The sequence below is a fragment of the Ruegeria sp. G5 genome (genome assembly GCF_056533365.1).
On record NZ_JBQFOK010000011.1, the window covers coordinates 1 to 12,966 of the forward strand.

Here is a 12,966-nt window from a genome sequence, read left to right on the forward strand (position 1 = left end):
TTCCTCAGTGGCGGTGATCCCGTGGACCTGGAAAACGTTCTTGGCCAGATCAACGCCAATTGTGGTAACTTGCATGGGGTGGCTCCTCTCACTAGCAGTCTTAGACAACTGCACTATGGCGCATTGCGACGCCGGTTGGAGCAGGAGCCATCCACCCCATCAGGTCTGACGGGCCGCAATGCAGCATGTCGATCAGCAGGTGAATGGCAGCTTTGGGCCGATAGCTCGTTGGTAGCTGGCAGGGCAGGGGCCTATGCTGCATCTGCTCCGAGGTTTGCAAAGTGCCCGATGCTTCACTCGCTGTAGAAGAAACCAATGACCGGCGTATGAACTCGGATGGTTTTTAGGAGGCCTCCGAGCTAGTATTGTGTAATGGCAGACATCTTCAAAGCAGCCGAGCGCCTAATGGCGATGGACGATGAGGCATGGGCCCGTCACGCGAACCCATGGAGCGTCTATACTCGCTTCAGCTGCCTGCCGATCATAGCACTTGCGATTTGGTCGCGAGTCTGGCTTGGCTGGTGGGCATTGGTGCCGTTAGCCTTGGCGGTCTTGTGGACGTGGACGAACCCGAGGCTATTTGGTCCGCCAGCTAAGATTGACAGCTGGGCCGCCAAAGGTGTTATGGGCGAAAGACTGTTTCTCAAGCGCAAAGTGGTTCCTATTGCAGAGCATCACGTCCGCATGGCCAACATACTAACCGCGATGTCTGCTTTCGGAATGGTGATCCTCGTATGGGGTCTGATCATCCTCGACCCGTGGGCGACCATTTGCGGTTTGGTGCTTTCGATCGGGCCCAAGGTTTGGTTCGTTGACCGCATGGTCTGGATATTCCACGACGCAAACGAATCCGCTTAGGGTTTGGCAACCAAAGCCATTATTCGCGCAGTCATAGCGAAATCACACTTTGACCGCGAGGCGGTCATTGACGATGCAATCCGCAGTATTAAAGTTTGTCGCGATAGTTGTGGGTGTCTGAGTCTGGTGGCGACACCCGCAAAGCGAAACTCGAAAAATCGTTCATTCTTTGGTGTCAGGCACACCCAGTTTTCGCAGATCCCTTACCCACCGATTGAGATATGCCTCACTCTCGAATGGCGCATTCATCGCTTCTTGGATAGTGAATTCGGGATTGGCCGCCAGAAACTCATCGATAACGGTCTGCGCATCACTGGGAAGGCCAAGGCGTAAAAGAATAGGCGCGTAGGTGCGTTTCAAGCCGTCGGGTATTTCATTCATTTGTTCAACTGAAGCCCTGGCATCTTCATACTCCTCGGCGAAGTACTGAGCCCAACCCAGATTCCAAAGATACCAGTCTTGGTGATGTGGGTTCAGCCGGATCGCCAGTTTCATGCGCTCAACGGCTTCAGGCGCCTTGCCGCCATAGACGAGCGGGTCGATGGAATCTGCCAGAACGGATGCCGAATTTGGATTCAGAGAAATCGCTTTGTCGTAAAGCGAAGCAGCTCGCTCAAGGTTACCGCTTTGAGTAGTTGCATTGGCTAAGACCCAATGACCTTTGAAATTGAAGGGTTCCAGTTCAATGGCCTTCCGCGCCATCTCAAATGCGCGCTCCAGTGATTCCTCTCGCGTTAAAGAGTTCGTCCACCCCCAACGATACCCGTTTATGTGTGCCCAAGCGTTTTCGACATACGCCCCAGCATAGTTCGGATCCAGAGCAATGGCTTTTGCGCTAAGCGCTTCTGACTTGATGTTTCCTTCTTTCGTGAAGGTAAACCATTCCTCCTGCGCACGTTTGCGCAATTCGTAAGCGCCAAGACTATCAGTAGGCTGATGCTTAAGACGGCTGTACTCTGCCAGATCGATATTCGTGGAGAGAAGCGAAGCTATGGTTCGCGTTATCTCATCCTGTACTGAAAAGATGTCCAGTAGGTCTCGGTCGTAGCTGTCTGCCCAGATGTTCTGGCCCGTCCTCGCATCAATGAGTTGGGACGTCACGCGCAAACGCTCACCGGCAATTTGAACGCTCCCCTCAACAATGTAGCGAACACCCAATTCTTCTGACACTTTCTGTATATCTGCCGGAGTGTCCCTATATGAAAAAGTCGAGTTTTGGGCGACTACGAAGAAGTCTGAAAAACGGGACAAGGCGGTCAAGATGTTCTCACTCAGTCCGTCGCTTAGATAATCTTGGCTCGGGTCGTTGTTGAGATTGTCGAACGCCATGACCGCGATTGAGGGTTTGCCAGACAGGGCCGCCGCTTGTTCATCTGTGTCTGGGGATCGCACCACGGACCAAGGTTGTAGCCATGCGGCGGCTACTAACGTCAGGACAATTGCGGTGCAACTTATCATAATCAGGCGATTTTTCGTTGGCTTCTTAGTAAGTGGCACAATAGGAGAAACGATGGCTTTTGCCTTTTCATCCATTGTAAGGCGATAGATGTGAACGGGTTCGGAGATGTTCTTGACCTCTCGCCTCCCCAAATCTTCTATGGTGAGATCGAGCTTGGTATGGACCTGTTCGAAAACGCTAGCCGACATGTAAATGCCATCCGGGACAGCCAGGCTTTCAATGCGTGCGGCAACATTTACACCATCCCCGTGAATGTCATCCTGATCTACGACGATGTCGCCAACATTGAGGCCGATTCGGTAACGCACCTGCGAATCTTGCGGCAGGTCAGCATTGGCGACGCCTACGTAGTGCTGCATGTCCAACGCACTCCGAACGGCCTCAACTGCACTTGCAAACTCAAGAAGCAAGCCGTCGCCCATCAATTTGACGATGCGCCCATGTCGTGAAGCGACAATTGGTTCAAAAAACTGCTCGCGATGGGCTTTGACCCTTGCAAGAGTGCCGGCCTCGTCATTTCGGATAAGACGGCTATAGCCAACCACATCGGCTGCAAGTATCGCTGCTAGACGTCTTTCCAAAGACTGAACTCCCACAGTGGGCACCACGCTAAACGCAATATTGCATCTAGGCCAGATGCGCTAGCCGAACGCACATTTCCAAAAAGAGCGATTGTTAAGTCTTTTTAAGGCATCAGCCGTGAACCTGTGCCTGACTGCGGCTCTTTTGAGTAAAAATGCGGATGGCAGCAAAGTCCCGCTGATCACTAGTAGAAAGAGTTAGAGATTTCGCGGTCGCCGCGAATGTCAGGTAAGCGGGCTGCGACCGTAGCATCGCGACCTGCCGTTAGATGCCGGCTCTGGGCCGTCCTTACTATGCCACGTCGGCACGAGTTCGTGGATGCTGCGCCGACACCGAGGTCAGCAATGAGCCCAAAGTACTTGATGCTGCCGGATACACCAATGTCCACTCTTTAAGGTGTGGCCAATAACGTAATCAAACCTAATCACGGATGCGTCGCCACGCCGAAATTATTGCCTCTGCTGAGCGGGCGCCATCTTCCAATGTCATGGGACCGGAACAAACCGGGATTCGCATTGCGGATCGTCCACGCCAATGCCCAGCACTTGGATAGCACGTGCCCTCGGCTTGCACGGCGGCTAGTGTTGCTTCTGTCATGCGGTCCGAAATTGGGTCGTCCGCATCTCCACACGTCAGAACCACTTGATTCAGGACCACATCGTTGAGAACCGTAAGTCCCGGCTCCTGCGCAAGACGATCACCAATATGTCTCGCAATTGAGCAATGGCGGTCGATCATCTCAGCGACACCGGATCGCCCCAGGGCTTTAAGTATGGCCCAGACGGCAATACCTCGCGCCCGCCGCGAAAGCTCAGGAGCGTAATCCGACGGATTCCGGCGTTCCTCTTGGGGTAAATAGCTGGCGGTCGATCCCATTGCACGCTGTTGCGCGCCACGGTCTCGGACTACAACAACCCCGCAATCATAGGGTATCTGGAGCCACTTATGAGCGTCTGCGGCCCAGCTATCGGCAAGGGCCATCCCCTTTGTCAGAGGCCGGGTTCCCGGCGCTGCAGCGGCCCAAAGCCCGAATGCCCCATCTACATGCACCCAGGCAGAGTATTGATGAGCGATGGGAATTAGGTCTTCGAACGGATCGAACGCACCACTGTTAACGTTGCCCGCCTGAAGGCATACGATTGTCGGGCCATCAACTTCCCGCAATACTGCAGCAAGCCGGTCAGGACGCATTCGGCCTTGTGTGTCTGCATCTGCGATATGGACGCGTTTTGAGCCGAAACCCAGCATTCGAAGTGTCAGATAGACGGAGGAATGTGCTTCAGCTCCCAGAACGACGTTGACGTGAGGCGCTCCGAATAGCCCATTCGCTTCGACATCCCAGCCAGCCTTGTCTAAAAGCGCAGTTCGGGCGGCGGCAAGTGCTGTAAAGTTTGCCATGGTCGCGCCAGTAGCAAAACCCAGCCCCGCATCTTCGGGCAAGCCGAGCAAGTCCAGCAGCCAACCTGCAGCGACTTCCTCTGCGGCTGACGTACCCGGTGCAATATCGGCAAAGCTGGCGACTTGCCCCCAAGCTGACGTTAACCAGTCCGCCGCGACTGCGACAGGGTGAGACGCGCCAATGACCCAACCAAGAAAACCGGGACTGGTTGTACCCATCAATCCGGGCTCTATTCGGTCAATCAGCTCTCCGACTACGGCATCAGCGGCCATTCCTTGTTCGGGCATGCATTCGCGAAACCGCTCCAGGGCGGCAGGTGCAGGTTCTGAAGGACAAACTGGTTGGGTATGATCGTTGCGTCGATAAGCCAGCGCTGCGCTCAAAGCCAACGAAAACGCTGCTTCCTGGTCAGGGCTTAGAGCCATACCGCTCTCCACTAGTCGTCATTAGCTACGACAGCGAGGGTACGAGCGCTGTGTAGAATTACCAAGGAAATTGTCAGGCAGGCTGAGATCGCTAGCTTGGATCGTCCCGAGAACGAATGTTTTTGGCCAGCTGGTTAAACTATTTGCGGTCATTAGCTCAACCGCAGCGAAAGCATACTTTTGTCCGCCTCACAGCCGTCTAAGTACTTTGCAGCCAAGGTCCGGTGCGAGCCCTATACTACTCTAACTGATTGCAATACCGTGTCGAAATGTCGACATGGCGTCCTCCTCAAGAAATCCGCGTGAAAGTAATTGGTTTGAATTGGCGTGAGGGTAAACTTCTTGCCGCAGAAGTCCTTGATGACGAGGGCAGAATAAAAGGAGTACGCCCGCTTGGTGGAAGTGTTGAATTCGGGGAGACATTGGAAAACGCAATGATCCGGGAATTCAAGGAAGAATTGAACGTTGATGTATTGCCCAACGGGAAGCCGTTTTTTCTCGAAAACATGTACTTTCACGAGGGTTCCCGCGGTCACGAGATCATTGCGGTATTTGAAGTTTCGCTACCCGAACGCGCATTCGAGGGTTGTGATCGAATTGAATTCAATGAAGCCCATGGCGGCACAGTCATTGCGCGATGGTTCGATCTCAGCGAACTGGATTTGGACAATGGACCTGCACTGTACCCGAACGGACTAAGAACCCACCTTTTACGCAATGACGGCTAAGCCTACCTCACAGGCTTCCAATTGCAGCTCAGCTACGCCAACGCGGAACTTCGGCTTGCGGTAATGCGGAACATCCGTTTCCCGCTTTCGCTTCGGTATGTCGAAGATCTGCTGCACGAACGGGGCATCGATGAGAGCTATGAAACTGTCTGATATTGGTGGAACAGGTTTGGCCCGGTGTTTGCTTCTGAGATTAGGTGGAGGCGCGTTCGGCGGTCGGGTGCGTTCTCTAGGCAGAAATGGGTACGTGGACGAGGTTTTTGGCCCTTTTCGAGAGCATCACAAGCTAGGTCGCTGCCCCTTGCTTTTGAGATCACCAACACTTTTCATAGAGAATGTGTCTCGCTGGATTTGGTTTTTGAAAACAGACGCATCGCAATTCGGACGAAGGCGAAGCCGATTTGAAACACGACACCAAAGGCAAATACACCGATCGCAAAGACCAACATTTGATCGCCAAGGGTCGAATATCTTTCGGCCTCGCGAAGGACGACAGCGATGCCTTCATTTACACCTATTGCCACGCCAGCACTGGATGACATGACCAGAACAACGAAAGCGCGGACAAGATTAGGAATGAACAACAGCGCCGCTTCACGCGAACCGCCGCGCAGTTCGACTATGGCGCTCATGCCGTTATCAACCACATAAGCCGCAACGTAAGGTACCAGCGACAATGCTACGATCAGCTCGGGTGAAAGCACCACGTTGATTTCAAAAACCTGAAATTGCCGGGGGATAATGTTCAACAAAAAAAACATCACGACAAAAGTTGGAGCTGCGCGCATTAAGCCGATGAGTGGATTAACTGCGTGCCTCCAAACACGCCCCATGAGTAGTAAAAGCACGCACGGAACACCTAAAGCCAATCCAAGCGTCAACGCAATCAACGCGATCTGGAAGTTAACGACCATGCCAGTTAGCAACTCGATTGGATAATCCGAGCTAAGCAAATTCATCAGGTCGGTCATGGTTTGGCCTCCTGCAAACGCACATCAAGCCGTTTGCGCATGACCTCGCAAACCCGGACGACGCAAATCACAACAGCAATATAAAATAGCAAGACCAACGTGTAGGTCGTGGCTCGGCCAGCCGCGAAAGAGGTGATGTCAGTTAAAGCACTGAGAAGCTCAGGTGCGCCGGTGAAACTGGCAATTGGTGTGCCTTTGGCGGCGTTGACCAAAAACGAAAGCAGTTGTGTCAGAGACCGCCTTACAGCCTCGCGGAACAGTGATAAGTCAAAACGGCTGCCATTCTGCCCGTCTCGCCGCAGAGTATCTGCGGCTTCACCGATTGCTTGACCCGCGTTGCAGCCGTTCATTAGGCCGAGCGCAACTATTGCAGATCCCAAGGCCACTGCAGGAGAGTATGTGAAAATTGCGTTTGCAACCGCGGCGACTATGACCAGCGTCAGGATCACCGGAGAAGACTGAATGACCGAGATAACGCTCCAGGCCAAAAAACGCGCCAAACGGTTTGGAAACGCGGCAAGAAGACCGATGATCAAGGCAAAGCCAAGCGTTGCGAACAGCGACCCTATTACAAGAATGAAAGAATTAAATATGCCGGCGGTGAAGAGGTCGAACGCCGGTTGGCTTGTGAGCATTGGCAAGGTCGGGGAAAAACCAAGATTGTCTTCCATCCAATTGCTTGCCGAGTGGACGGTGTCAGCAAAAGCAGTCGGAGGTGGAGTCGCGTCAAGAGCAGGTAGAACGCAGGCAGGGTCTCGCAACGCAGCCACCGTTGAACACTCCGATGTCTGCCAGAGTTTGCTTTGCTCTGCCAAGAATTGTGTAAAAATACCATTCTTGCGCGCGAGTTCCAGGAACTCACCGTCGCGGTGCATTATCTGACTGATAAGTTCCAACACCCGGGCCAGATCGTCGCTTTCGGTTTGTGCAACCGCTATTCCCCAAGGCACCGGATCGAAACCGAACTTGGGTTCGAACCGCGCGCCAAAAGATGGTTCCGAAAGATAAGAGGCCAGAAAACTGTCGTCATGTGCCACCAATCGGCAGACTTGTTCATTCAACGCTTCCGGTAAGCGAGCAGCATCTTCGAACAACATCAAGCGAACACCTTTTGTGACCAGATGCGCATTCGCATAGTTTCCGATGGTGGTGCAGACACGGCGTTCGGCGACATCCGACCAAGCTGAAACGTCCGTTTCGCGCGGGCCTACTATGATTGTTTCCGATTGATAATAGTGGGGACGGATGAACCGTGCCTGACTGTCACGACGCGTATTGTGCCCCATGGTCGCGATCACCACGTCAGCGCCGTCTTCTGCCAAAGTAGAGATTCGGGTCGCGGCGCGCACATGTACCCATTCAGGCTGTACGCCAAACCTTTTTGCAATGGCCCGGGCCACATCTGTGTCATAGCCTACCCGGTCGGATCGATCTGCATTGCGCGTGGCGAACAAAGGGTAGTGGCCTCTGACCCCGACGCGCATACGGCCTGAGCACAGTATTCGAACCAGACGATCAACCGTTGGATCGTTGCACGCTGTTGGCAACTTGGCTTGCGCCTCGGCCAATAGTGTGTCGAGGGCTTCATCTGGCGTTTGGGCGCTGGCGGGCGCAATCATCAAGGCAGAGGCCAGAAGCCAGACGGCCAAAATAATCACAGCCGCACTTTTCACAAAAATTCCCCATCGGCTGGAGATTTGGCAAGCGACAACACAGCCACCTCGCCAAAAGTATGGTTGCCGAAACGAATGATCGATTTCCCGGTTTCCCGCATCAGGACATCGCGGGCCATTAAGTCCAGTTTGGGTTGGGGCAATGGGACGAGAAAGGCGTTGAGAACGTTGAGTGAGAGGCCAAGTGTGGCAGCTTTCTCTTTTGTTTTTTCAAGATTGATGAAAGCATTATGCACAATTATCGCGCGGCCTTGTGGTGCAAGATGAGGCGGCAGACCTTCAAGGAATTGGTCCAACAACTGACGACCGCTGGGGCCGCCGGCGCTCCACGACGCTAAACGTCCTTCGAGCGCGGTTTGATCCATTGGAAAGTGAGGAAGGTTAGCCAAAACCAGATCGAACTGCCGAGAATTCAAAGGAGTAAAGAGCTGGCCTTGGTGAATGTCGTAGGGCGCCGAAATCCCCTGTTTTTTTAACAAGTCGATGGTTGCCGCGACCGCTGCGGGCTCAATATCGACACCTGTCAGCTGTGCTGCACCTATTGCGCCTGCAGCTGCAAGCAGAACTCCGCTGCCGCATCCCACATCAAGAACGCGGGCGCCACTGACTAAGTCGCTATTATCTTGAAGACACCTTACCATCGCGGCTGAGTAGTCGCTGGGCCGAAACGGATCCGCCATAGAGGTAACGTGTAGGTTATTCATCGTCGACTTCTCGTATCCAGGCGCGTGAGCCCGTACCGGCTTCGTCCGCTTCCAGCCGTTTCACATGAAAGCTGGCCACCGAATCTTCAGGCCAGCTTTCCAAAACTTGGCGATAGGCTACGAGAGCGGCAGAATGATCTCTTGCGACCAGCGCTTCAAACCCGCGCCGACTTAGACGAGCAACCTCCACAGTTTTCTCTGATGGCTCGAACCTTTCACCGGCCCCATAAGCCCCCATAAGTTCGTAGATTGTAACAAGAGAGCGTCGTCCCTTTACCTGCAACTCATCAATCGGACGTACGCACAATCTATCACCAGCTTCGCGGAAGGTGTCGTGGCTGATGCAGATCTGTGTTCCATAAATCTTGTTACAGTCTTCCAGCCGAGCCGCGATGTTTACCCCGTCGCCCAGAACAGTGTAACTCATGCGTTCGCTTGAGCCGACATTGCCAACCAAAACCACGTCGGAGTGTATGCCGACCCTTAGGCGCATCTCAGGCTCGTCGGATTTACGCCAATCTTGATTCAAACGCTCCAGATCATGCTGAACAGACAATGCCGCTACACAGGCATGAAACGCGTGTTCATCCAGAGGTGAAGGCGCCCCCCAGAAGGCCATCACACCATCGCCAACAAACTTGTCGATTGTACCCTTTTCCTCAAGCACACGACGGTTGAACATCCCCAAAAGCGCGGAGACGCGATCCAGCAAATCTCGCGCTGCAATTCGTTCTGCCAAGGTTGAAAACGCTTCGACGTCGCAAAACAAGACCGACAGAAAACGACTTTGCCCGCCCAGTTCAAGTTTTTGGTCTGACTTGAGCAATTGTCGTACCAACTCAACGGGGACAAAACGGGCAAAAGCCTGTACTGCCGTATCCAGCGTCTCGATTGCCGACGAAAGAATTTCAATTTCTCGAACGTGCGAACGAACGACCGCGAGATCCGAAGCCCTGTCTAAGGATTGTATCCGCTTAACCTTGCGCGCCAGCCGCTGGAGAGGGGAGGCGACGAGGCTAGCAATAATCGCAATAACGGTGAGTTGGAAGGCAACGGCAGCCAGACCAATAATAAGCGTTTTGCGATTGCTCGCGTGAAATTCAGCCGTAAAGTCGTCAAGTGGCGTAACAACCATCAGCCGCCAGGGTTTGCCCAGGTTTTCGTGGAACGAGGACAGCGCAACGACGAAATCCCGACCTTCATAAGAAAAATCGAAGACTTCCGCTCCTGCCGTTTCATGGCTCTGACCATAGGCTCTGGCTGCAATTCGATTTGTGGCGTCTGCAACATGTGTCAAAGCCACTTGGTTGTTGTCGCTACCAAATTGCGTCAGGCCGTCCGAGGCCGCCAGAACCAGCCCACTATTGTCCAGCATATAACTTACGCTGTTTTCGCTTACGGGGTTTTCAGCCAGGTACTGCGAAAACCGATCCAGTGTAACATCTGCCGCTACAACGCCCAGCAACTCACCGTCTACAGCGTAAGGTTCGGCAACAGTAAATCCTACAAGACCAAAAGCCCAGAAAAGCTCGGGATCTGTGATGATAACACCACCCGCTTCTGCGGCTTCGTTATACCAAGATCTGCGGCGGGGGTCATAGTCGCTATCGATCCCGACGTCGCCAAGAACGGTTTGTTCTCCATCAAGAAAGATATACCTGTCTAGTATTGGCGGGCCTTTGGACGGTTCGACCAAACGATAAGCATAGAGCGCGCCTTCCGGAGGCTTGGTTCCGTGAAACGACGCATCGAGATCATGAATGCGCCTCGCTTGGCGAAACTCGCCATCGTTTGTACCGACGTATATGTTCAACAGCGTTTCGCTGTAGCCCAACATCTCGAATAGATAGACGAGTGCTCTGCTGTCGGTGAACAGGTCCGGAGCTTGTCGACCAAGCTCTGCCGCAGTTGCGACAAGCGATTTCAATGCTTGAAACTCCGAGTTTATTTGTCGGATTGTTTCGTTGCGGAACCTTTCGACAATCTCTGTGGCATGATTTCGGAGTACACGTTCACTCGATTGGTAATTAATCTGAATTATGGCCACCAGAACCGGTACTGTTGTCAGAAAAAAAACAACGAGAATTGTCGCTTTGAGCGGAACTGAAAAGCCCCGTGTAGTTACATTAGACGCTTTGGAGGGCGTTGCATCGACTGGACTTTCCTGAATGTTTCGCATTGAGCCAAGCCCCGGTGGTACTTCAACTGAACATAACACACGCATTGTGCGAAGGTTCCAATAGGAATGTTTGGCTGCAATCGGTCAAACCGCTCTCACACGCACAAAATTTGAGCGCAGGCGGTGCAATACACACGTTTGCCGCGCTCGCTTGGGAATGTCGAAGAATTGCTGCACGAGCGCAGGAGTGATGTCAGCCATGAGGCCGTCCGCTATTGGTTGAACAGGTTCGACCCGGTGTTTACCTCTGAGATCCGCAGAAAGCGTGTTCAGAAATTTCGTGCATGCTCGAAATGGAAGTGGCACGTAGACGCGGTCCGCTGCCCTTGTCGAGTGGCGTCAACTTTGTTCCGGATAGGGTCACGGTTTCCACGGTAAACTGAGTCTGGTTCGAAATCGACTTACAGCACCATTCTGTGGCGTCCCTGAAATCGTGGAGCGTTCTTTCACGGGCGACCGCCCTAGCCCGAGCAAATTGGATGTAGTCGTGACGGTTCGTTTCTTTTACGATTTTGGCAACGAAAGAGAGGTTCACAGTCTGCCGGTCTGCTTCGCAGGTCCCAGCAGTGGATCGCATCAGCCCTTTGGGATTTCTTGATCTGATCGGGTCGGTGCGTAATCATTCAATAATCAGACATTTTGGGTTGGGTTGCGGTTGATGAAACGACAGGGGATCACGGCGGCGGGAAACTTTATTGTCGACCATGTCAAACATGTCGAGGAGTATCCGCGGCAAGATCATCTTGCGGTGGTTCGATCCCATAGCCGCCATAGTGGCGGCGGGCCGTTCAATCTGCTCAGCAACCTCTCCGCCATGCAGGTTCCATACCCTCTGAACGCCGTGGCTTCGATAGGCGACGACCCCGACGGGGAATGGATCAAAGAAACCTGCAAACAGCGGGGAATAGAAACCGGGCATATATTCACAACTTCTAAGGCCGGTACATCGTGGACAGACGTAATGTCGGTCATTTCAACAGGCCGGCGCACGTTTTTTCACTATCCGGGTGCCAACGCACAGCTTTCACTGGAAACGCTTCAGTTCGGGGATTTCAGCACCCGCATATTCTATCTTGGCTACCTAACCATGCTGGACGCACTGGACCACAAAGACGCGACAGGTCGTACTGCAGCCAGCCGGGTTTTGGAACGCGCAAGCGATGCTGGAATGCTTACGGTCGCTGATCTTGTCAGTCGCGATCATCCGGTTCTTGCAGATATCGTGGCGAGCGCAGCGCCCTATCTGGACTTCCTTCTTTTGAATGAGCTGGAGGCGGGCTGGCTGTGCGGCAGCAGTTTCCAAGGTTCTGATCTGACAGCGCAAAACCTTTCTCTTGCTGCGCAGAAGGTGCTGGAACTCGGCATCCGAAAGGCCGTTGTGGTGCATTGCGAACACGGTGTCGTCTATGTGGCCCGCAGTGGAATGCAGATCATACAACCGGCTTTGCACATACCAGCAGGTTCAATCCGTTCGAAACTCGGCGCGGGGGACGCCTTTGCCGCGGGGTTTCTGCACGGAGTTCATCAAGAAAATGATCCCTCAGATTGTCTGAAATTCGGGGTTAGCGTCGCCGCAGCCTGCCTGACAGCGCCTTCAGCCTCAGCTGGCGTCCGCCCTTTGAAAGAATGCATGAGCATGGCAGCGGGTTTTGGATTTCAGACGTTCTGAACGCCCAAAGAAAACCCCCACTGGCCGCAGTCACAGTGCATCGGTAGCTCGGTAATTCAAAAAGTCTGGGAGATGCTTAAGATACATAAATCTTCTATTTCAAGCATTTCTATTGGGGCGTGCTCGGCTGCAGACGGAACGTAAGGACTACGAGCAGATTGAGCAAAACAAGCGCGAATATTGGTGTCACCGGGTCGTTCCAGTGCGCCACAGCGCCCAGAGCTGCGGCGAACCCCATTCCGACGAGCCCGGCACTTTCGTCACCAGGAGAGACAAGATAGGGACGCTCTTCCTCGTTCGTCTTTTCAATGATGCATAT

Annotated in this window: 10 protein-coding genes and 2 pseudogenes; 6 read left to right on the plus strand and 6 right to left on the minus strand. The window is 53.4% G+C overall.

The annotated features are described in order from the left end of the window. Positions 1-306 (plus strand): hypothetical protein (locus tag ACR0BD_RS17110; RefSeq protein ID WP_480832214.1); only part of this gene is annotated, 306 nt, incomplete at its 5' end. 66 nt (positions 307-372) lie between these two features. Then, positions 373-858 carry a DUF6653 family protein gene (locus ACR0BD_RS17115; protein ID WP_480832215.1) on the plus strand — a complete coding sequence of 162 codons (486 nt, stop codon included), beginning with the start codon at positions 373-375 and terminating at the stop codon, positions 856-858. A 162-nt stretch (positions 859-1,020) separates the two neighbouring features. On the opposite strand, the gene ACR0BD_RS17120 is transcribed toward ACR0BD_RS17115, so the two are convergent. Continuing rightward, on the minus strand, positions 1,021-2,898 hold the full coding sequence (locus ACR0BD_RS17120) for an adenylate/guanylate cyclase domain-containing protein (RefSeq protein WP_480832217.1): 1,878 nt from the start codon (positions 2,896-2,898) through the stop codon (positions 1,021-1,023). Positions 2,899-3,319: 421 nt separating this feature from the next. Continuing rightward, entirely contained in the window at positions 3,320-4,723 is a 1,404-nt protein-coding gene (locus ACR0BD_RS17125) for a pyridoxal phosphate-dependent decarboxylase family protein (RefSeq protein WP_480832219.1), read from the minus strand. Positions 4,724-4,992: 269 nt separating this feature from the next. Here ACR0BD_RS17125 and ACR0BD_RS17130 point away from each other — a divergent pair, with 269 nt between their 5' ends. Together ACR0BD_RS17130 and ACR0BD_RS17135 are read left to right on the plus strand one after the other, a co-directional pair. Then, positions 4,993-5,451, plus strand: coding sequence for an NUDIX hydrolase (locus tag ACR0BD_RS17130; RefSeq protein WP_480832220.1), 459 nt, complete (start codon positions 4,993-4,995; stop codon positions 5,449-5,451). Positions 5,452-5,472: 21 nt separating this feature from the next. Further along, a pseudogene (locus ACR0BD_RS17135) lies at positions 5,473-5,713 on the plus strand (IS6 family transposase); the annotation flags it as partial. Positions 5,714-5,777: 64 nt separating this feature from the next. Here ACR0BD_RS17135 and ACR0BD_RS17140 read toward each other — a convergent pair. From ACR0BD_RS17140 to ACR0BD_RS17155, 4 genes are read right to left on the minus strand one after another with little or no spacing between them, the layout of a single operon-like run. After that, on the minus strand, positions 5,778-6,422 hold the full coding sequence (locus ACR0BD_RS17140; protein ID WP_480832395.1) for an ABC transporter permease: 645 nt from the start codon (positions 6,420-6,422) through the stop codon (positions 5,778-5,780). Further along, positions 6,419-8,095 (minus strand): transporter substrate-binding domain-containing protein, encoded by a 1,677-nt coding sequence (locus ACR0BD_RS17145; RefSeq protein WP_480832222.1) that lies wholly within the window; start codon positions 8,093-8,095, stop codon positions 6,419-6,421. The genes ACR0BD_RS17140 and ACR0BD_RS17145 overlap by 4 nt, the downstream gene beginning before the upstream one ends. Next, a complete protein-coding gene (locus ACR0BD_RS17150; protein WP_480832224.1) occupies positions 8,092-8,799 on the minus strand; it encodes a 50S ribosomal protein L11 methyltransferase in 708 nt (235 codons plus the stop codon). Before ACR0BD_RS17150 ends, ACR0BD_RS17145 begins: the two co-directional genes overlap by 4 nt. Further along, positions 8,792-10,726 (minus strand): adenylate/guanylate cyclase domain-containing protein, encoded by a 1,935-nt coding sequence (locus ACR0BD_RS17155; protein ID WP_480832225.1) that lies wholly within the window; start codon positions 10,724-10,726, stop codon positions 8,792-8,794. Before ACR0BD_RS17155 ends, ACR0BD_RS17150 begins: the two co-directional genes overlap by 8 nt. Before the next feature lie 381 nt (positions 10,727-11,107). On the opposite strand from ACR0BD_RS17155, the pseudogene ACR0BD_RS17160 reads away from it, so the two are divergent. Continuing rightward, positions 11,108-11,296: pseudogene (locus ACR0BD_RS17160) on the plus strand (IS6 family transposase); the annotation flags it as partial. Between the two features lie 340 nt (positions 11,297-11,636). After that, a complete protein-coding gene (locus ACR0BD_RS17165) occupies positions 11,637-12,647 on the plus strand; it encodes a carbohydrate kinase family protein (RefSeq protein ID WP_480832227.1) in 1,011 nt (336 codons plus the stop codon). Positions 12,648-12,966 lie beyond the last annotated feature (319 nt).